This is a genomic window from Pseudomonas sp. SID14000, assembly GCF_002165135.1.
Lineage (GTDB): Bacteria > Pseudomonadota > Gammaproteobacteria > Pseudomonadales > Pseudomonadaceae > Aquipseudomonas.
This window is the reverse complement of the sequence record NZ_NFZQ01000014.1, coordinates 87419-108188: the sequence shown is the minus strand read 5'-3', so window position 1 is coordinate 108188 and position 20770 is coordinate 87419. Positions and strand designations below refer to the sequence as shown.

Sequence of the window (20770 nt, the reverse complement as noted above, 5' to 3'; positions counted from 1 at the left end):
GCGCACCCACAAGGTCTGTGCACAGCCTTCAGGCCAAATTCAGGCCTGCACCACCTCCAGCACCCGGATCACCTCCGGCTGCGGGTAATGCCAGCGCACCTGCACATCCCAGAACTTCACCCCGTACACCCGCTCTGCCGGTGGTACCTGGTAGGCTGGCCGTGGGTCCTGTGCCAGGCATTGCTCGATCAGTTCCACCAGCGGTTCACCCAGGCGCAGCGCATGTTCGCGGGCCTGGGGCAGGGCGTTGTCGCCCCACTGCACGGCGATCGCGGCGGGCGCTTCACTGGCCATCTGGTTGCTGGCGCCAGCGATGCTATCGGCGTACGGCACATACGGCTTGATGTCCAGCACGGGCGTACCGTCGAGCAGGTCGATACCAGACAGCAGCAGGCGCCCTGGCTCCACGCCTTCCAGACGCACAACCGACTGGCCGATACCATTGGGCCGGTGAGTGGCGCGGGTGGCGAACACGCCCATGCTCTTGTTGCCGCCCAGGCGCGGTGGCCGCACTTTCAGGCGGGGTTTGTCTTCCAGTGCCTGGTGGAACAGGAACAGGAGCCAGACATGGCTGACCTGCTCCAGGCCCTCGACCGCATCACCCTGGTCGAACGGCGGCAGCAGCTCGAGCACACCGCGTGCGGCGGGTGCCAGTTGCGGTTGGCGCGGGATGGCGAACTTCTCCTTGAAACAGGAGCGGATGATGCCGACCGGGGTAACGGTATGCTGCATGGTCACTCAGCCACGCACGCGCAGGGTCAGGCCCTTGAGGAAGTTGCGCAGCAACTGGTCGCCGCACGGGCGGTAGTTGTCGTGGCCGGCCTTGCGGAACAGCGCACTGAGCTCGGGCTTGCTGACCGGGAAGTTGACCGACTTGAGGATCGCATGCAGGTCGTCTTCCTTGAGCTCGAAGGCCACCCGCAGCTTCTTGAGAATGAGGTTGTTGGTTACCGGCAGCTCGATCGGCTGCGGCGGGCGACTGTCATCCTTGCCGCGGCGATGGATCACCAGGCCGTCGAGAAAGTGCGCCATGACCCGTTCCGGGCAACGCACGAAGCCTTCTTCGTCTTCCTTCTTCAGGTAGGTGGCCAGCACCAGGGGGTGCACGTCGAGGCCGGATAGCCCGATGATCTCGGCCATCTTGGCGTCATTCACCTTGAGCATGTAGCGCAGGCTGCGCAGGACGTCGTTGTGGTTCATTGCTGCAGAATCCTGTTCAGGTGCCGCGCCTGCGGGCGCGGCGTATTGCTTAGAAACGTTCGGTAGTGGCCAGGTAGCGCCACTGGCCCAAGGGCAGTTTGCCCATCGACACGCCACCCAGGCGGATGCGGCGCATGCCTACCAGTTCCAGGCGCAGGTAGGCGCACAGCTCGGCAATCTGCCCTGGCTGCGGGTTTTTCAGGACCATGCGCAGGTGGGTCTCGTTCTGCCAGCTGGCCTTGGTCCTGGGCAGCTCACGGTCATTGCGGGTGGCTCCACGTGCCAGGCGTTCCAGCGCCTGGGGCGTGGTCTCGCCGCGCACTTCAACGATGAATTCCTGTTCCAGGCGGCGCAGGTCGGCGTCGATCTTGCGGGTTACCCGCCAGTCCTGGGTGAATACCTGCAGGCCGCTGGCACCGCGCTCCAGCGGCGCCACGCAGGCCTGCCGGGCAAAATGCCCGTGCAGGGCGCGTACACCTTCGCGGTGGGCCTCGCTGAGGCTGCCCATGTTCATGCTGGCGCGGGCGATTTCGCTGTCCATGTTGGCCGGCTGGTTCAGCAGCAGGGTTACCGGTTCCAGCGTTTCGGCACGAGCACCCGGCAGCAGTGCGACGCGCTGCTGCCCGACCTTGAACTGCGGCTGCTCGACCACCACGCCATCGACCGTGACCCAGCCGCCTTCGATATACAGCTCGGCCTCGCGGCGTGAGCAGCCAAGCTGCTCGATAAGGCGTTTGGACAGGCGGACGGGTTCGGACATGACGGCAATTCGCAAAGGCAGGAGAAGACCTGCATTGTACCTGCCCGCGCGACAGAGGGGCTGGGAATCTGTGTCATTTACGCCGTTTTGCGCAGGCGCATGTGCAGTAACGGGTAGGGCTGCCCCAGGCCGTCGGTTTCCGAACGACCGATCACCTCGAAGCCTTCATGCAGGTAGAAGCCCAACGCTTGCGGGTTCTGTTCGTTGACGTCCAGGCGCTCGGCATTCAGCTCGTCGATCGCATAGTGGAGCAGGCGCTTGCCAACCCCTTTGCCCCGGTAGGCAGGTGCCACGAACAGCATGTCCACACGTCCGTTGGCGACCCCGGCGAAGCCGCAGATGTGTTGGCGGTCCTTGCAGCAGATCAGCATGACTGCGTCGAGGTAGCGACGCAGCACATGTTCGCGCAGCAAGACGATGTAGCCATCCGGTAGGAAATCGTGGGTGGCGCGTACCGAGTCCTCCCATACCTGTACCAGCTCGCCGTAGTCGCTCAAGCGTGGGGTTTGCAGCGTCAGTACCGAATGCATGCCGGTGTTCCTCCATGACGATAAGGAAAACATAGCAGGCCAACCACCGGTCGGCTTTTCCCCGCGGTGCTTGAACCTCGGGATGTAGAGGTCTATTACTTTTTTGTGGGAAAAAATCCCACGCAAAAAAGCAAACACCGAACACAGGATTCCCGGCTTGATTTGGCGTTTCTCATGGCGACGACCTGGAGACGAAATATGCAAATCCATGTGCTTTTCAAAAAGGCGCTCTTGGCGGCTGCCGTTGCTGGCGTGCTGTCGACTTCCATCGTTCTGATCCCTGACTCGATATCCAATGGCTCCAGCGCCTACGCCAAGGATGGTGGAGGCGGCGGTGGCCACGGTGGCGGCGGAGGTGGTCACGGTGGTGGCGGTGGCGGTCATGGTGGCGGCGGCGGTGGTCACGGTGGTGGCGGTGGCGGTCATGGTGGTGGCGGCGGTGGTCACGGTGGTGGCGGTGGCGGCCATGGCGGCGGCGGCGGTGGTCACGGTGGTGGTGGCGGCCATGGTGGTGAAGGCGGCGGCCACGGCGGTGACGGCGATGGAGAGGGCCATGCCGGCAACAGTGGTCGCGGCCATGACGGTCCCTCTAACTCTGGGCGTAGCGGCAACCACGCTGAAGCAGGTGATGATCATGGCAATCACGTTGGCGGTGAGCCTGGGGACGATCACGGCAATCACGTTGGCGGTGAGCCCGGTGACGATCATGGCAATCACGTTGGCGGTGAGCCCGGGGACGATCATGGCAATCATGTTGGCGGTGAGCCTGGCGATGACCACGGCAATCACGTTGGTGGTGAACCTGGTGATGATCGTGGCGACCATCTGGGTGGCGAACCGGGTGATGACCGCGGTGAGCATGCCGCAGGCGAACCGGGTGATGACAACAGCAGGAGCTGACTGGCTCTGAACGGTCTCATGCAGCGCCCTTGGGGGCGGGCCTGCATGAGGCCAGGTTCGGATACACAGGCAACCCCATTCAACACGAATGCAATGAGCGCTGATGACCATTCTGCATCTCGTCCGGGACATGGTTACAGCCCGTGTGGGATGTTTTCCCGCGTCGTATACTGGGTTCATCTGTCAAGGAATGCGCTCAATGCAATCGCCTACCATCCCCCCTTCGATGTTAAGCGCACTGCGGCGTGTCATGCGTCCTCTGGTGCGCCTGATGCTGCGCAAAGGGGTCACCTATACGATGTTCGCCGACTTGCTCAAGGACGTGTTCGTCGATGTGGCACATCGCGAGTTTCGCCTGGACGGCACAGTGCCGACCGACAGCCGCGTCAGCCTGCTCACAGGCGTGCATCGCAAGGATGTCCGGCGGTTGCGCAGCGAAAGTGACCCGACGCTCGCGGCGTTGCCGGAAAACATCACGTTAGGTGCACAGTTGGTCAATATGTGGACCACTAGCAAGCCGTTCTGCTCCGAGCCTGGCCAGGCGCTGCCGTTGCCGCGCCTGGCGAGGGTCGGCGGTGATTGCTCCTTCGATGCCCTGGTGGCGAGAATCAGCACCGACATCCGCGGGCGAGTGGTGCTGGATGAGTGGTTGCGCCTGGGTATCGTCCGGCTTGACGAGCAGGACTATGTCCACCTGGAAGCCCAGGCATTCGTGCCGCAGAAGGGCTTCGATGAAAAGGCCGCGTACTTCGGTCACAACCTGCATGACCATGCCTGCGCAGCAGTGCACAACCTGAGTGGGGAGGGCCAGCCGTTCTTTGAACGCAGCGTGCACTACGATGCCTTGAGCCTGGCCAGCGTCGATCATCTGCGTGAAGTGGTGGACAAGGAGGGCATGCAAACGCTGCTTGCCTTTAGCCGGCTCGCATCAGATCTGGAAGATGCCGATGTGCCCAGCGCCGGGCAACGTCAGCGCATCACTGTCGGGCTTTATTTCTACACTGAACCCACCGACCCCGATTTGTCGAAGACACCAGACCCATGACTTTCCTCGCGCGCTGCCTCAGTGTCGTCACACTGGCCCTGGGTTTCGGGCTGAACCTGGTGGCGCCTGCCGAGGTGGTCGCAGCACCGGTGTGTGTCAGCCGTGACGAAATGGGCATGGCGGGTGCAGCGGGCTTGCAGTTTCCTGGCGGTATCGGGACCGGGGCCAGGACGGGCGGTGTCGGCGGTACTGGAGTACGCAGTGAGAACGGTGGTGTGGGTGGCACTGGTGCGCCGCTGCCGCAGCGTCCCGGCGGTACAGGCGGAACCGGTGCGGTGGCCGACGGTATGGACGGCGGGGTAGGCGGTACTGGTGCGCCGATCCTGCGCCCGGGCGGCACCGGTGGCACGGGCATCGTCGGCACTATAACCGGGTTCGCCTCGATATGCGTCAATGGCCTGGAAGTGCACTTTGGCAAAGACGTACCAGTGAGTGAAAACGGTGCGCCTGCCAGTAGCGCGCACCTGGCAATCGGGCAGGTTGTCGCGGTGGAGGCATTTGCCAGCAAGCGCGGCCTGCAAGCAGGGCGTATCTCGATCCTCAACGTTTACGAAGGGCCGCTGACGGCACTGCCCAATGCTTCGGCACCCCTGCGGGTCATGGGCCAACCTGTGCGGCTTGCGGCAGGGGCGCGGGTGGCTGAAGGGCTGCGCCCGGGCGAGCCGGTCAGGGTCAGTGGCCTGCGCGATGCCAAGGGCGAAGTGGTAGCCAGCCGTATCGAACGGGCACCGGGGCTCAGGGAAGCCAGTGCCATCGGTGCGGTTGATCGTACCGGCAGCCTCCAGGGGCTGAAGCTGGGAACCCGTGTGGCACCCGCGCGGGAAGTGCTGGTGCGTGGGCAGTGGACCGGGCGTCAGTTGGAAGTGGCGCAAACCCGTCCAGACCCAAGCCTGCCTTTTGCGGGCCGAGTGCAGACGGCGGTGATCGAGGGGCTGGTACAGCGCAGCCACGCACAACAGCTGGTGGTCGCAGGCATCGAGGTGACACTGGGGCAGGGCACCGTGATCGTCGGCAAGCGGCCCGCGGCATTGGCACTCGATCAACGTGTGCGGGTCAGTGGGGTGTTCAGTGGCAAGCACGAGCTGCGGGCCACCCGTGTGGAGTTCCATGACGACCCCATCGACAACCCGGACAGAGGGCAGTCTGGGCATGGCCGTGACCACGACACAAGTGACTCTGAAGGCTCCGGCAATAGCGGGCATGGCGGGCGCGATGCGGCCAGCGTTCGCATTGAAAGCAGTGATGATCACAGTGGACACGGCGGCGTTGACGATTCTAGTGGTCGTGACAGTACTGAAAGAGTGGACAAGTCCGGAAAGTCAGAGCATGTCGACACCGTGGAGCAACCGGAGAGCAGCAATAGTGGAAGCTCTGACCGGGTAGAGAAGGTCGAGCTTGAAAAGGTGGAAAGAGTTGAAAAAGTAGAGAAGGTTGAAAAGGCAGAAAAAGTCGAGAAGCCCGAAAAAGTCGAGAAGGTGGAGAAGGTCGAAAAAGTCGAGAAGATCGAAAAGCCCGAGAAGGTCGAAAAAGTAGAGAAAGTCGAAAAGGTCGAAAGACCCGAGACGGTAGAGAAAACCGAAAAAGTGGAGCATCCAGAGCGATCGGGGCATTAGGCAACTAGGCTGGGTAAGTGCGATCACACTTCCCGACGGGATACCGAGGTGCAGATGAGACCCACGCTCCCTCTTTTCGCCTGCTTGCTGTCATGCACCAGCGCATCGGTCCTGGGCGATACCTTCAGCGCCGCCATAGGTATGGACTATTCAAGTGGCGACTATGGCACGGGCACCACCTCGGAAATCTGGTACGTCCCCGTGGTCGGCAAGTATGAAACCGGCCCCATGACCTATAAAGTCACCGTGCCCTGGCTGCGTATCACCAACCCCGAAGTGGGTCCAAGTGGTGACCCTTTGCCCGGTGGCTGCCGGGACGTGGAAAGCGGGCTGGGAGACACGGTTACCAGTGCCGGTTATGCCCTGCTCGATGGTAGTGACGGCGGCTTGATGCTGGACCTGATCGGCAAGGTCAAATTCCCCACCGCCGATGAAGACCAATGCCTGGGCACTGGTGAATACGACTACACCGGCCAGGTCGACATCGCCAAGGCCTTTGGCCCGGTGACCGGCTTCGCGACCCTGGGCTGGAAGAAGTTCGGCGACCCGCCCGACAGCGATTTCGACGACCCGGTATTTGCCAGCCTCGGCTTCGCCATGCCTGTGGCGGTAGGCACTTCGGCGGGTGCTTCCTACGACTGGCGGCAGAAGGTCGTGTCGACGGGCGCGCAGATCAAGGAACTTACCCTGTTCCTGACACACAAGCTCAACCAGCAGTGGAAAGTGCAGCTCTACGCAGTCAAAGGCTTCTCGGATGCCAGCCCGGATGCAGAGGGCGGCCTGATGCTTTTTCATACATTCTGACGAAAAAGCCCCTGCCCCGGTGGTTCCTTGTGCGGAATACCGGGACAGGGGCTTTTCAGGTTTCACCTGCGTTAGATGGGTTCAGCCCACATGTCGTATTCGTCGGCATCCACCACGCGGCAACGCACCTTGTCACCCGGTTTGAAACCGTGGTCACCATCGATGAACACGCTGCCGTCGATCTCCGGAGCATCGAAGAAGCTGCGGCCAACCGAACCTTGCTCTTCCACCTCATCGATCAGCACGTCGATTTCCTTGCCGATGCGCAATTGCAGGCGGGCGGCGCTGATGGCCTGCTGGTGGGCCATGAAGCGGTCCCAGCGGTCCTGCTTGACGTCGTCCGGCACTTCTTCCAGGCCCAGGTCGTTGGCCGGGGCGCCTTCCACCGGTGAGTACTGGAAGCAGCCCACGCGGTCCAGCTGGGCTTCGGTCAGCCAGTCCAGCAGGTACTGGAAATCTTCCTCGGTCTCGCCCGGGAAGCCGACGATGAAGGTGGAACGAATTACCAGATCCGGGCACTGCTCGCGCCAGTTCTTGATACGCGCCAGGGTGCGGTCTTCGAAGGCCGGTCGTTTCATGGCCTTGAGCACTTTCGGGCTGGCGTGCTGGAACGGGATGTCCAGGTACGGCAGGATCTTGCCGGCGGCCATCAGCGGGATCACGTCGTCAACATTCGGGTACGGGTACACGTAGTGCAGGCGGACCCAGGCGCCCAGGCTGCTCAGTGCTTCGCACAATTCGAGCATACGGGTCTTGACCGGGCGACCGTTCCAGAAGTCGGTCTTGTACTTGACGTCGACGCCATAGGCGCTGGTGTCCTGGGAAATCACCAGGATCTCCTTGACCCCGGCCTTGACCAGGCGCTCGGCCTCGCTCAGCACTTCGCCGACCGGGCGGCTGACCAGCTTGCCGCGCATCGACGGGATGATGCAGAAGCTGCAACTGTGGTTGCAGCCTTCGGAAATCTTCAGGTAAGCATAGTGGCGCGGGGTCAGCTTGACGCCCTGCGGCGGCACCAGATCGATCAGCGGGTTGTGGTCCTGGCGTGGCGGCACCACTTCGTGCACGGCGCTGACTACCTGCTCGTACTGCTGCGGGCCGGTGACCGACAGCACGCTCGGGTGCACGTCACGGATGCTGCCTTCCTCGACACCCATGCAGCCTGTGACGATGACCTTGCCGTTTTCCTTGATCGCTTCGCCGATCACTTCCAGCGACTCGGCCTTGGCGCTGTCGATGAAGCCGCAGGTGTTGACCACCACCACGTCGGCGTCCTCGTAGGTGGGCACGACTTCATAGCCTTCCATGCGCAGCTGGGTCAGGATGCGCTCGGAATCGACCAAGGCTTTTGGGCAACCCAGGCTTACGAAACCTACCTTGGGGGTGGCGGGCGTGGTGGACATGACTAACCTCGGTATTGAATGCAGGTCGCCCGGCCGGAATCGGGGGCGATCTTGGCGGGCGCTTTTGGCGCCTCTGATCAAAAAGTGCGCAATTCTAGCGAGCGCAGTGTCGCTTGACCAGCAGAAATACGACGAACGCTGCGCTATGCTTCGCGCCATTGCGCCAGGGGTAACAGTAGCCTCTGGGCGCAGGTGGGAATTCTTCTGGTCTAACAGGCCGTCTGCGGGAGTGGTCGATGGTTCAGGCAAGCAGTCACGCCGAGGGCGGGCACGAGGGAAAGCAGGGGGCGACGCGATCGGTGAGCCTGCTCGTAGCGGCGGTCGGGGTGGTTTATGGCGATATCGGTACCAGCCCGTTGTATACCCTCAAGGAGGTCTTCAGCGGTGGATACGGGGTGCCTGTCAACCATGATGGCGTGCTGGGGATCCTGTCTCTGATCCTGTGGTCGCTGCTGTGGGTGGTGTCGTTCAAGTACGTGATGTTCATCCTGCGCGCCGACAACCAGGGCGAGGGCGGCACCATGGCGCTGACTGCGCTGGCACGGCGGGCCACGGCGGCCTACCCGAGGTTGCGTACGCTGATGGTGGTGTGCGGGTTGATTGGCGCTTCGCTGTTCTATGGCGACAGCATGATCACCCCGGCGGTGTCGGTGCTGTCGGCGGTGGAGGGCATGGGCCTGGCCTTTGACGGCATCGACCACTGGGTGGTGCCGATTTCGCTGGTGATACTGGTGGCGCTATTCCTGGTGCAGAAGCACGGCACCGAGAAGATCGGCAAGCTGTTTGGCCCGATCATGGTCACCTGGTTCGTGGCGCTGGGCGCGCTAGGGGTGCATGGCATCTCGCAGAGCCCGGAAGTGCTCAAGGCGTTCAACCCGGCCTGGGCGGTGAACTTCTTCGTGGTTCACCCCGGCATGGGAGTCGCCATTCTCGGTGCGGTGGTGCTGGCGCTGACCGGTGCCGAGGCGTTGTACGCCGACATGGGCCACTTTGGCCGCAAGCCGATCGCTCGGGCCTGGTTCGCCCTGGTACTGCCGGCGCTGGTGCTCAACTACTTTGGCCAGGGCGCGTTACTGCTGCAAAACCCTGAGGCGGCACGTAACCCGTTCTACCTGTTGGCGCCGGGCTGGGCGCTGCTGCCGATGGTCGGCTTGGCTACCTTGGCCACGGTGATCGCTTCGCAGGCGGTGATCTCGGGGGCGTTCTCCCTGACCCGCCAGGCCATTCAGCTGGGCTACATTCCACGTATGCAGATCCAGCACACCTCCAGTGACGAACAGGGGCAGATCTACATCGGCGCAATCAACTGGTCGCTGATGGTCGGCGTGGTACTGCTGGTGGTCGGTTTCGAGTCGTCCGGCGCCCTTGCGGCGGCCTACGGCGTGGCGGTGACCGGTACCATGCTGATGACCACCATCCTGGTCTCGGCTGTGATGCTGCTGCTGTGGAAATGGCCGCCCGTGCTGGCCGTGCCGATTCTGCTGGGTTTCCTGTTGGTCGACGGGCTGTTCTTTGCCGCCAACGTGCCGAAGATAGCCCAGGGCGGTGCCTTTCCGGTGCTGGCGGGGGGCGTGCTGTACCTGTTGATGAGCACCTGGAAGCGCGGCAAGCAGATCCTGATGGAGCGTATCGACGAAGGCGCGCTGCCGCTGCAGTTGTTCATCAGCAGTATCCGCATTCAACCGCCGCACCGGGTCGAAGGCACGGCAGTGTTTCTTACGGCGCGCTCCGATGCGGTGCCCCATGCGCTGTTGCACAACATGTTGCACAACCAGGTGTTGCACAGCCAGGTGGTGCTCCTGACTGTGGTCAGTGAGGACCGGCCACGGGTGCCGGAACAGGAGCGCTTTGAAGTTGAGGCCTATGGCGACGGGTTCTTCCGTGTGTTGCTGCACTTCGGCTTCATGGACGAACCGGATGTGCCGGCGGCATTGAAGCTGTGCCACCTGGAAGACCTGGACTTCAGCCCGATGCGCACCACCTACTTCCTCAGCCGCGAGACCGTGATCGCCTCACGGCTGGAGGGGATGACGCGCTGGCGGGGCAACCTGTTCGCGTTCCTGCTGAAGAATGCCAACGGCAACTTGCGCTTCTTCAACCTGCCGCTGAACCGGGTGATCGAGCTGGGGACCCAGGTCGAGATCTGAGGGGCAACACAGATTTCAAGGCAGTACTCGCTCGCTCCCGCTTGGACCGCATGGCTTGCAAGGCTTGCGCTGTACCTGTGGGAGATTGCCCGGCCCCTTTGGGCAGCGCTGTCGCGCAGAGAACAAATATCGCTCGTTTGAAGCGTCCGTTGTAGGAGCAGCCTTGTGCTGCGAAGAGGCCGGCACAAGCAATAGACAGGCTTTGTCAGTGCCGGCCTCTTCGCAGCACAAGGCTGCTCCTACAGAACCTCGCTGAACCAATGATTCATGTGTGCGGGTTTACCCGCGAATGGGCCTCAAGGGCTATCAGTTCTGTACAGCCACGCTCGACTTGCCCTGGCGCGTCTCGATCTCGCCGATCAGGCGCTTGGCCAGTGCCGGGTAGTTCTCATCGAAGTGGTGCCCCCCGGGCAGCTTCAGGCGTTCGCCCACCGCAGTCTTGTCGGTGCAACCGCTCTCGTCGGCCTCTTCAACGCCATACACACACACCACCTTGGACGCCGGCAGCCTGGCCATTTCCGGCCCGGTCGGCGCTTCCTGGCCTTCCTTGCCCAGCCAGCCCTCGACTTCGATCTCGAAGCTGCCGCTGCGGGCAAAGGCCAGCAGCATCACCGCGTCGATACGCTGCTGGTCCTCTGCCGGCAGGCGGTTGTAGATCGCCGGCAGCACGTCGGCACCGAACGAATAGCCGGTCAGCACGAAGCGCTTGGTGCCCCACTTCTGCCGGTAGTGCTGCATCAGCTCGGACAGGTCGGCGGCGCTTTGTTCCGGGGTCTTGTGCTGCCAGTAGTAGCGCAGTGTGTCGATGCCCACCACCGGGTAGCCAAGCTTGGCCATTTCCCCGGCTACATCGCGGTCCAGGTCACGCCAGCCGCCATCACCGGAAAGGAACAAGGTGACAGTGTCTTTTGTCTGGCCGGCTGGCACCTCGACCACCGGGATGGCCAGGGCGTTGCCATCGTGGCCGACCAGGGCCTGGGTGAGCTGGGCCTTGAGCACTTGCGGCAGGTGGATGTCGTAGTCACTGATGCTGGTTTCGGCGTTTGCCTGGTCGCGCACGAAGGCAGCGCTGGCGTCATCGGGGTTGTCGTTCCAGGCGACGCTCCAGTGACCGTGGGCGGCAGATTTTGGTAGCGGTGCCTGGCAGCCGGGTTGTTCCAGGCTGAAGTCCACGGAAATCGCCCGCGCCTTGTCGTTGTTCTGGGTCGCCAGCCAGCGCCAGGCCTGGGCGGCGCCAGGGCCGATACCGGCGACCAGGGTCGGCTTCTCCGGCAACTGGCCCAGGGCCTGGTCCAGGGCCTGTTGCTGCTTGCTGCAGTCGTTGGGCGGCAGAATCACTTGCACCAGTTGCGCTTCGCCGGCCTGGGCCAGGTCCAGCAGTTGTCTGTCGGTCAGCGCCTGGTCCTGGGGTACACCGATCGCCACCCGGGCCTTGGGGTGCACGCCCGGCGTCACGCGGGTGATGCGGGTGTCATTGATGCTCAGTAGCTCCAGGTGCGCCTCGGGGGCCGGGCGCGTCCACAGCCAGAATGCCAGCACCCCACCCAGGGCAGCCAACAGCAGGGGAACCAGTAGGTACAGCCAAAAGCGTCGGGTCATCAACGTTTCACCAATCCAGTCAGGCCGCCTGCAATCAGGGCGGCGGTGTCGGCCAGTGCCACCAGCGGGTCGAGCCCTGCCGGCACGGCCATGTAGCGGGGTTCCCAGTCCGGTTGGAATTTGTCCTTGAAGCGTCTAAGCCCCTGGAAGTTGTACAACTGCTCGCCACGGCGGAACACCATCGAGCCCAGGCGCTGGGTCAAGGGCGCGCCACGCCGCGGCTGCAGGCCGGAAAGCGGCACCATGCCCAAGCTGAAGCGGGCGTAGTCATGGCTTTTGTAGTGCAATATCAGGCCGATCATCATGAATTCCATGGTCAGCTTCGGGGCCTCCGGGTGCGCACGCATCAGGTCGAGGCTGGCCAGTTCGTTGCCATGGGTCTCCAGCAGGTTGGCGAAAGCCACCGGGCGGCCCTGGAAGCGGATCAGGGCAATGCGGAAGTGCTGCAGATACTCAGGGCTGAAGCGCCCCAGCGAGAAGCCCTTCTCGCGTACGTTCTTGCCGCCTAGCCAGGCATCGGAAATTTCCTTCAGCTCTGCCAGCGGGGCATGGCCGGGTTCGTGGATTTCCAGGCTCAAACCGTCACGGCCGCCACGGTTCCAGGTGTAGCGCAGGTCCTTCATCTCCTTGCCCTTGGCTTCGAGGTCGAAGCGGCGCAAGTCGACCCGGGCTTCCTCGCCCAGCTTCAGCGCGGTCAGGCCGATGTCCATGTAGAACGGCAGGTTCTCGGCGCGCACCTGATAGAACACTGGGCGGGCATGGTGCAGGTCGCACAGGTCGCGGAATTGCCAGATCATCTCGGCGCGCTCCTGGGCCGGGCCTATCGGGTCGTACAGGGCCACCAGGCTGCGGCCGCGACGGGCGTACATGAGGAAGGCGTTGTCGCGTGGGTGGAACAGCAACGCCTTGTCGCCGGTCAGGGCCAGGCCACCATCGGGCTGGTCGGAGGCCAGCAGAATACGGTGGGCACGTAGCAGCTCTTCTTCGTCGGGCAAGTGGATCACTGGCGGCGCGGTGCGCAGCAGCCAGGTAAGGGCCACGGCTGCCAGCAGCAAGGCGCTGCCCATGGCGGCGCGCAGGCCACGCGGGGCGTCGGCATCGAGGGTGAACTGCCACCACAGCTGATGGCTGTAGGGCACATCCTGGTAGGCAAACAGCAACAGCCACACAGATGCGCCGACCACACAGGCGCTGGCCACCAGAAACACCGGCGAGAACGGCAACTCGAGCAAGCGGCTGGGCCGGTAGAAGGAGCGACGGAACAGAGCGAGCAGGGCGGCAGTGAGGGTCAGCAGGCAGGCTTCTTCCCAATCGAAGCCTTTGAGCAGCGACAGCAGGGCGCCGACCAGCAACAGCACGGTGGTCAGCAGCCAGGCGGCGGACAGGCGACGGCGCAGGCCCTGGGCCAGCAGCAAACACAGCACACCGATCAGGCTGGCGCCGAAGTGCGAGGCATCGATCAGGCGGTGCGGCACCAGAAAGCCCATATGCTCCAGGCGTGTGTCGATCTCGGGCGTGGCGCCGGAGAACAGCAGCACCACCCCCGACAGAAATACCAGGATCGACAGGATCGGCGCGGCCAGCCCGGAGGCGGCCTTTATAGCCTGTTGTGCAAACAGCAGGCGCCGGGCTTCGTTGGCCAGCAGCAACACACAGGCCAGCAGCAGCGGCAGCACCACATAGATCAGCCGATACAGCAGCAGGGCCGCTGCCAACGGTGCCGCGCCGAGCTGGTCGGCAAAAGCCGCCAGCAGTATCGCTTCGAACACCCCTACGCCGCCCGGTACGTGGCTGAGCACACCTGCAGCCAGCGCCAGCAGGTACACCAGGACAAAGGCACCGAATGGCGGTGCTTCGGGCAGCAGCAGATACAGCACGGTGGCGGCAGCGGCGACATCCAGTGCGGTGATCAGCAATTGCAGGGCGGCCAGGCGTGCACCCGGCAGGCGCAGTGTGCGGCGGCCCAGTTGTACCAGCAGGCTATTGGCCAGTGGTTGTTCAGGCAGACGCCGGCGGTACAAGCCGAACACCAGCAAGCTGCACACCAGCAGCACGGCTGTGGCGATACCCGCCAGCAAGCCAGGCGCCAGACCCAGTGCGGCCGAGGCTGCTGGCAGGTCGCTCAAGGTCGCCAAGGCGGCCAGGGGCGGCAGTGCACAACCCAGTGACAGGCTGGCAAAAACGGTCATTCGTGCAACTTCACCTGCGCCAACCCCTTCGCGTGCATAAAGGCGGTAGCGCACCGAACCGCCCGAAAGCATCGACAGGCCGATGGCGTTGCCGATAGCAAAGGCGCTGAAGCCGCCCAGTACCAGGCTGTGCGCCGGCAGTTTCACTCCGGCATAGCGGCTGGCCGACCACTCGTAACCCAGCAGGATCACGAAACCGAGCACGGTTGCCAGCAAGGCGCCAAGTAGCGACTGGGCAGGCACGCTGAGCATGGCATCGTGCAAGGCATAGATGTCCAGCTCGCTCAGCAGGTGGCGGCAGGCGATCAAGGCCATGGTGAACAATACGAGGGTCACCACCAGGCTTATGGGCTGGCGGTAGCGGCTCAAGCGTTCGAGCAAGGGCAGGCGTTGTACGGCGCCGGGCAGCGCCGAGGCAAGCGGCACCGGGGGTTCGGGGGTGTGCGAAGTCATGGATTGCCCCGGGCATGCAGCGCGAGGTGAGGGGAAGGTGTGGCCAAGTGAGAGTCCCTTAGGAAAACGTATCCAATGTTACTCCGGCCTAAGGCGCTTTCAGCGGCCTGGCAGGGTTAAAGATAGTTCATCCTGGGCGCGACCTCTCAAGCCTGCGGGTTGGCTGGAGGGTGGGGGAATTTGGGGCGACGAAAAGCTGGGGGGGGAGAAGCAACAAACCCCGCGCTGCTGTTACACAGGCGGGGTTTGTTCTGACGAATATGGTTGCGGGAGCCGGATTTGAACCGACGACCTTCGGGTTATGAGCCCGACGAGCTACCAGGCTGCTCCATCCCGCGTCAGTGGTGCGAATTCTACAGTTTTTAGAATGAGTGTCAAGCGCTAGTCATTGATTTTTTTAATATTTATACGAGCGCATTATTTGACGCAAAAGAAAAAGGCCACTGTGTGAACAGTGGCCTTTTCTCGAATCTGGTTGCGGGAGCCGGATTTGAACCGACGACCTTCGGGTTATGAGCCCGACGAGCTACCAGGCTGCTCCATCCCGCGCCTGTGAGATCGAATTCTACGGATTTACCCGTGGGTGTCAAGCTTTTTTTCAAAAAAACCTTTCCTGTTCAAACTCTTAGCGTTTGAATATAGCGCGCAGCTCAGGCGCGACGGGGCTTACAGGCCGATTATCGAGCAATGCCGCGTACGGGCTGCATAGCCCGGGGGCGCATGCGATACTATCTGTATGAATTTACAGTGCTGACGATCATCCATGTCCTTGCGCAAGATCATCCACGTCGACTGCGATTGCTTTTATGCCGCGATCGAAATGCGTGACGACCCGCGCCTGGCCGGGCGGCCCATGGCGGTGGGGGGCTCGCCTGACCACCGCGGGGTGATCGCCACCTGCAACTATGAAGCGCGTGCCTACGGCGTGCGTTCGGCCATGTCGTCGCGACACGCGCTGAAACTGTGCCCGGACCTGCTGATCGTCAAACCGCGCTTCGAGGCCTACCGTGAGGCCTCGCGGGAAATCCACACCATCTTCCGCGACTACACCGAGCTGATCGAGCCGCTGTCGCTGGACGAGGCCTACCTGGATGTGAGCGACAGCCAGTGGTATTCGGGCAGCGCCACGCGCATTGCCGAGGATATCCGACGGCGCGTTGCCCGCACCTTGCATATCACCGTCTCGGCCGGTGTGGCACCGAACAAGTTCCTGGCCAAGATCGCCAGTGACTGGCGCAAGCCCAATGGCCTGTTCGTGATTACCCCGGGCGAAGTGGAGGCATTCGTCGCCGCCTTGCCGGTGGCCAGGCTGCATGGGGTGGGCAAGGTAACGGCAGACAAGCTGGCGCGCCTGGGTATCGAAACCTGCCTGGAGCTGCGCGACTGGTCGCGTTTGGCGCTGGTGCGCGAATTCGGCAGTTTTGGCGAGCGTTTGTGGGGGCTGGCGCGGGGTATCGATGAGCGTGCAGTGCACAATGACAGCCGCCGGCAGTCGGTCAGCGTGGAAAACACCTACGACACCGACTTGCCGGACCTGGCCAGTTGCCTGGCACGGCTGCCCGAACTGCTGGAAAGCCTGAACGAGCGTATCGCCCGCATGGACAGCAGTTACCGGCCGGAAAAACCCTTCGTCAAGGTCAAGTTCCATGACTTCAGCCAGACCACCATGGAGCAGGCGGGGGCGGGCAGGGACCTGGAGAGTTATCGACAGTTGCTGGGGCAGGCATTTGCCCGTGGTGGCAAGCCGGTGCGCTTGCTGGGGGTAGGCGTGAGGTTGCGCGACTTGCGCGGGGCACATGAGCAGCTGGAGCTGTTCCCGCCTAAATGAAAGGCCTGGGCCTGGCTGCATGGCCCCCTGTGGGAGCGGCCTTGTGTCGCGAAAGGGTCGCGCAGCGGCCCCAGGATTTCAGCAGTGATGCATCAATTGTTGGGGCTGCTCTGCAGCCCTTTCGCGACGCAAGGCCGCTCCCACAGGGGGATGCGTTGCCGCAGCAGTTATTGCACGCCCGGATCAGCCACCAACCGGCCAGTGGCCTTGGTCAGCGACTGCAGAAACTCCTGCTGCAACTCCGGATCGTTGCGGGTCAGTTCGATCAGGCTCTGTTCCATTTCACTGGCTTCCTCTTCCAGGCCCAGTTCGGACAAGCGTTTGACCCGGTGTACCCATTGGCCGACATCGTCATCTTCGAGGTCATCGAAGATCAGTTCATGGGCTTCGAGCAGCTTGTTGCGCAGGCTGGCGCTGACCAGCAGGCTGGCATCGCCACGTACCGCGTTGTCCTCGTCCAGCACTTGCAGATGCAGGGTACCGATGTGGTTGAGGTTCTGTTCAGAGAACGGGGTGTCGAGCAGGTTCAGGCGCAGCACGCCGTTCCTGTCGGTTGTCAGCTCGTGGGTCATCTTGCCGGCCTTGACTTCGACCAGGCGCTCGCTCCAGGGCACGCTGGTAGATTCCTCGCGCTTGCCTTTCTGCACTTCGCTGATCCCGGCCAGGTTCTGCTGGGCACGGCCGTTGGACGGCACGTTCATGAACGGGTTGAGCCCGTCCACGCCGTAGCTGAGCCAGTCGTGGGTGATGCTTTCCGGCAGATTACCCAACGCGAAGACGTTGACCACGTTGGCACCGACGCCCGCCACCACGGCCACCGCACCCAGCGGGATCTCGTAGATCTCCCGCCAGGGCTGGTAAGGCGTGTAACGGTCATAGCTGCGGGTGACTTCGAACTCGGTGACTTCGAAGCGCTTCTGCTCATGCACGCGCACACGTCGTTGCGGAAGCTCCATCACCTTCGGCTCGCCGACATCGATCTGCAGGGTGTGCTCGAGCAGTTTGCGCTCGACGCGCTCCTCATGGTCGCTGCGCTGGGACATCTGGTTGGCGCAGCCGCTGACGAGCAGGGCGCCGCACAGTGCGGCGCCCCCCAGGGGAAAGGTACTTCGCTTGAACATGATCACTCGTGCATTGGTTATCAGCGGCGAACGCGGGCCTGCAGGAAGGTCAGCACTTCATTGAGCGGCAACGGCTGGGCGTCCTGCTCGGTGCGGTGCTTGTACTCCAGGTTGCCTTCGGCCAGGCCGCGATCGCTGACGACGATGCGGTGTGGGATACCGATCAGTTCCATGTCGGCAAACTTGATGCCAGGGCTGGTCTTCTTGTCACGGTCGTCCAGCAGCACTTCATAGCCGGCAGCAGTCAGCTCGGCGTATAGCTTGTCGGTCGCCTCGCGGACCACATCGGTTTCATAGCGCAGCGGTACCAGGGCGATCTGGAACGGAGCCAGGGCGTCGTTCCAGATGATGCCCTTGTCGTCGTAACTCTGCTCGATGGCAGCGGCGACCACGCGGGACACGCCGATGCCGTAGCAGCCCATGGACAGGGTTACCGGCTTGCCGTTCTCGCCCAGCACCTGGCACTTCAGCGCCTCGCTGTACTTGGTGCCGAGCTGGAAGATGTGGCCCACTTCGATACCGCGCTTGATCACCAGGGTGCCCTGGCCGTCCGGGCTCGGGTCACCTTCGACCACGTTACGCAGGTCGGCGACTTGTGGGACCGGCAGGTCGCGCTCCCAGTTCACGCCGAAGTAGTGCTTGTCGTCGATGTTGGCGCCGATGCCGAAGTCGCTCATCAGGGCAACCGAACGGTCGATCACGACTTCCAGCGGCAGGTTCAGCGGGCCGAGCGAGCCGGCACCGGCACCGATGGCCTCGCGCAGTTCAGCGTCGGTTGCCATGACCAGTGGGTCGGCAACCTGTTCCAGCTTGGCCGCCTTGATTTCGTTCAGCTCATGGTCGCCACGTACCACCAGGGCAACCAGCTTGCCTTCCTCGGCGCCGCGCACGATCAGGGTCTTGACGGTTTTCTCGATCGGCAGGCCGTAGTTTTCCACCAGTTGGGCGATGGTCTTGGCGTTTGGCGTATCGACCAGGCGCAGTTCCTCGGTAGGGGCTGGGCGCACGGTTTCACGCGGGATGGCCTCGGCCTTCTCGATGTTGGCGGCGTAGTCGGAGCTGTCGCTGAAGATCACGTCGTCTTCGCCGGACTCGGCCAGTACATGGAACTCGTGCGAGTAGCTGCCACCGATAGAGCCGGTGTCCGCCTGCACGGGACGGAAGTCCAGGCCCAGGCGGGTGAACACGTTGCTGTACGCCTGGTGCATGCGGTCGTAGGTTTCCTGCAGGGAAGCCTGGTCGGCATGGAACGAGTAGGCGTCCTTCATGATGAACTCGCGGCCGCGCATCAGGCCGAAGCGCGGGCGGATCTCGTCACGGAACTTGGTCTGGATCTGGTACATGTTGAGCGGCAGCTGTTTATAGCTGGACAGCTCGTTGCGGGCCAGGTCGGTGATGACTTCTTCGTGGGTCGGGCCGACGCAGAAGTCGCGCTGGTGGCGGTCCTTCAGGCGCAGCAGCTCGGGGCCGTACTGTTCCCAGCGGCCGGACTCCTGCCACAGTTCGGCGGGCTGGATGCTGGGCATCAGCACTTCCAGGGCGCCGGCGGCGTTCATTTCCTCACGCACCACGGCCTCGACCTTGCGCATCACCCGCAAGCCCATCGGCAGCCAGGTGTACAGGCCGGAGGCCAGTTTGCGGATCATGCCGGCACGCAGCATGAGCTGATGGCTGATGACCACTGCGTCGGCAGGGGTTTCTTTCTGGGTGGCGAGCAAATATTGACTGGTGCGCATGGTGAGCCGTGTCGATTGCCTAAGACATTGAAATGACCCCGCATTGTACGGGGGCGAAACGAAGGCGTACAGGATGCCCCAGGGCGTGACACTTGTCAGCCAAGAAAAAGCCCGGCGTTATTGCCGGGCTTTTTCAGGTGCGGGGCACTGCAAGCCAGGCTTACAGGATGCTCAGCGGGTACTCCACGATCAGGCGCAGTTCGTCGATCGATGGGGAATCGTAGTAAACGCCATCGGAAGAGCGGTAGGTGGCCTGACGTACGCGGAAGCTCAGGTCTTTCGCCGGGCCGCTCTGCAGTACGTACTTGATATCGACGTCGCGTTCCCATTCCTTGCCGTTGCTGGTGCCGGCGACGTTGGCGTCGGTACCGCGTACATAACGGGTCATGAAGGTCAGGCCCGGGATGCCGTATTCGGCGAAGTTCAGGTCGTAGCGAGCCTGCCAGGATTTCTCGTCTTCGGCGTTGAAGTCGGAACGGGCAATGGAGTTGGCCAGGAAGATGGTGCCGCCACCGTCGATGCCATAGCCATAGTCGCCGTCGCCGGTGACTTTCTGGTAGGCCAGGGTGAAGGTGTGTGCGCCGATGTTGTAAGCGCCCGACAGGCTGAACGCGCGGTTGTCCAGCTTGTCGCCGTCGAATGCGCGGTACTCGGCCGAGCCTTCGCTCTTGGTGTCATAAATGTTGAAGTCGAACACCAGGCCCTGCTTGTCGGAGATCGGCAGCGCCCAGTTGACGTTGGCGTAGTACTTGCGCCAGTAGTCTTCGACCTTCGAGTAGTACAGGCTGGTGCTGAGGTTGTCGGTGAAGGCGTAGGTACCACCGACCACGTTGGCTTCCTTCAGGCCGAAGCTGTCGCGGTTGGTCTGCTCCTGGGCGGTCAGGCTGGTGAAATGGCCAGCATGCAGGGTCAGGCCCTCGATCTCGTTGCTGGTGATCAGGGTGCCCTGAGCGATTTCTGGCAGCAGGCGGCTGTCGTCGGTAGCGAAGACCGGCAGTGCGGTGAACTGGTCACCCACTTTCAGCACGGTGTCGGAGATACGGAACTTAACCGCACCACCGCCCTTGGAGTAATCATCCTGCGAACGGCCGTCGGAGCCGGTCGGGAACAGGCCGGTACCGGCGCGGCCCTTGCCGCTGTCCAGTTTCAGGCCGAGCATGCCGATGGCATCGACACCCACACCCACGGTGCCCTGGGTGAAGCCGGACTCGAAGGTGCCGAGGAAGCCCAGGCCGGTTTCTTCGCGACGGCTCTGGCCGCCTTCGTTGTTACGGAAGTCACGGCTGAAGTACAGCATGCGGGTCTTGACGTTCAGCTTGCTGTCTTCGATGAAACCTTTGGACTCGTCCTGGGACGAGGCCACTGCCAACTGCGAGGTCCCTGCCGCAACGGCCAGGGCGATCATGCTCCACTTCATCACGCGCATCGTGATTTGCTCCTTT

The 20770-nt window shown here is 62.9% G+C and carries 16 protein-coding genes and 2 tRNA genes; 6 read left to right on the top strand and 12 right to left on the bottom strand.

What is annotated here, in order from left to right:
• Positions 1–39: 39 nt before the first annotated feature.
• From tsaA to CAY82_RS20745, 4 genes are all read right to left on the bottom strand, one after another.
• Positions 40–732: a tRNA (N6-threonylcarbamoyladenosine(37)-N6)-methyltransferase TrmO gene (gene tsaA, locus CAY82_RS20760; RefSeq protein ID WP_087502853.1), complete on the bottom strand. Its 693-nt coding sequence runs from the start codon at positions 730–732 to the stop codon at positions 40–42.
• Positions 733–738: 6 nt separating this feature from the next.
• Entirely contained in the window at positions 739–1200 is a 462-nt protein-coding gene (locus tag CAY82_RS20755) for a DUF1456 family protein (RefSeq protein WP_013973832.1), read from the bottom strand.
• 49 nt (positions 1201–1249) lie between these two features.
• Entirely contained in the window at positions 1250–1960 is a 711-nt protein-coding gene (locus CAY82_RS20750; RefSeq protein WP_087502852.1) for an rRNA pseudouridine synthase, read from the bottom strand.
• A gap of 77 nt (positions 1961–2037) precedes the next feature.
• Positions 2038–2490 carry a GNAT family N-acetyltransferase gene (locus CAY82_RS20745; protein WP_087502851.1) on the bottom strand — a complete coding sequence of 151 codons (453 nt, stop codon included), beginning with the start codon at positions 2488–2490 and terminating at the stop codon, positions 2038–2040.
• 198 nt (positions 2491–2688) lie between these two features.
• On the opposite strand from CAY82_RS20745, the gene CAY82_RS27135 reads away from it, so the two are divergent.
• The 4 genes from CAY82_RS27135 to CAY82_RS20720 all read left to right on the top strand — a co-directional run bounded on the left by CAY82_RS27135 (position 2689) and on the right by CAY82_RS20720 (position 6852).
• Positions 2689–3390 carry a hypothetical protein gene (locus CAY82_RS27135; protein WP_256576320.1) on the top strand — a complete coding sequence of 234 codons (702 nt, stop codon included), beginning with the start codon at positions 2689–2691 and terminating at the stop codon, positions 3388–3390.
• Between the two features lie 199 nt (positions 3391–3589).
• Positions 3590–4435, top strand: a complete 846-nt coding sequence (locus CAY82_RS20730; RefSeq protein ID WP_087502849.1) for a DUF6502 family protein — start codon at positions 3590–3592, stop codon at positions 4433–4435.
• The gene (locus CAY82_RS20725; protein ID WP_087502848.1) at positions 4432–6048 is read left to right on the top strand and encodes a DUF5666 domain-containing protein; all 1617 of its coding nucleotides are present in this window, start codon (positions 4432–4434) and stop codon (positions 6046–6048) included. Before CAY82_RS20730 ends, CAY82_RS20725 begins: the two co-directional genes overlap by 4 nt.
• 54 nt (positions 6049–6102) lie before the next feature.
• Positions 6103–6852, top strand: coding sequence for a hypothetical protein (locus tag CAY82_RS20720; RefSeq protein ID WP_087502847.1), 750 nt, complete (start codon positions 6103–6105; stop codon positions 6850–6852).
• Between the two features lie 71 nt (positions 6853–6923).
• Here CAY82_RS20720 and rimO read toward each other — a convergent pair whose 3' ends face one another.
• Positions 6924–8255: a 30S ribosomal protein S12 methylthiotransferase RimO gene (rimO, locus tag CAY82_RS20715; RefSeq protein ID WP_087502846.1), complete on the bottom strand. Its 1332-nt coding sequence runs from the start codon at positions 8253–8255 to the stop codon at positions 6924–6926.
• A gap of 236 nt (positions 8256–8491) precedes the next feature.
• Here rimO and CAY82_RS20710 point away from each other — a divergent pair, with 236 nt between their 5' ends.
• On the top strand, positions 8492–10402 hold the full coding sequence (locus CAY82_RS20710; protein WP_087502845.1) for a potassium transporter Kup: 1911 nt from the start codon (positions 8492–8494) through the stop codon (positions 10400–10402).
• A gap of 306 nt (positions 10403–10708) precedes the next feature.
• Here the strand turns inward: CAY82_RS20710 and CAY82_RS20705 are convergent, their stop codons facing one another.
• The 4 genes from CAY82_RS20705 to CAY82_RS20690 all read right to left on the bottom strand — a co-directional run bounded on the left by CAY82_RS20705 (position 10709) and on the right by CAY82_RS20690 (position 15192).
• Positions 10709–12001, bottom strand: coding sequence for a virulence factor family protein (locus tag CAY82_RS20705; RefSeq protein WP_087502844.1), 1293 nt, complete (start codon positions 11999–12001; stop codon positions 10709–10711).
• The gene (gene mprF / locus CAY82_RS20700) at positions 12001–14643 is read right to left on the bottom strand and encodes a bifunctional lysylphosphatidylglycerol flippase/synthetase MprF (RefSeq protein WP_087502843.1); all 2643 of its coding nucleotides are present in this window, start codon (positions 14641–14643) and stop codon (positions 12001–12003) included. Before mprF ends, CAY82_RS20705 begins: the two co-directional genes overlap by 1 nt.
• Positions 14644–14904: 261 nt before the next feature.
• Positions 14905–14981: transfer RNA gene (locus CAY82_RS20695), tRNA-Met, on the bottom strand.
• A 134-nt stretch (positions 14982–15115) separates the two neighbouring features.
• A tRNA-Met gene (locus CAY82_RS20690) sits at positions 15116–15192 on the bottom strand.
• Positions 15193–15412: 220 nt separating this feature from the next.
• Here CAY82_RS20690 and dinB point away from each other — a divergent pair.
• A complete protein-coding gene (gene dinB / locus CAY82_RS20685; RefSeq protein WP_170931111.1) occupies positions 15413–16471 on the top strand; it encodes a DNA polymerase IV in 1059 nt (352 codons plus the stop codon).
• 167 nt (positions 16472–16638) lie between these two features.
• Here the strand turns inward: dinB and CAY82_RS20680 are convergent, their stop codons facing one another.
• From CAY82_RS20680 to CAY82_RS20670, 3 genes are all read right to left on the bottom strand, one after another.
• Entirely contained in the window at positions 16639–17592 is a 954-nt protein-coding gene (locus CAY82_RS20680; protein ID WP_087502841.1) for a hypothetical protein, read from the bottom strand.
• A gap of 20 nt (positions 17593–17612) precedes the next feature.
• Complete coding sequence (locus CAY82_RS20675; protein WP_087502840.1) at positions 17613–19328, bottom strand: proline--tRNA ligase; 1716 nt, start codon at positions 19326–19328, stop codon at positions 17613–17615.
• 160 nt (positions 19329–19488) lie between these two features.
• Positions 19489–20754, bottom strand: coding sequence for an OprD family porin (locus CAY82_RS20670; protein WP_087502839.1), 1266 nt, complete (start codon positions 20752–20754; stop codon positions 19489–19491).
• Positions 20755–20770: the final 16 nt, after the last annotated feature.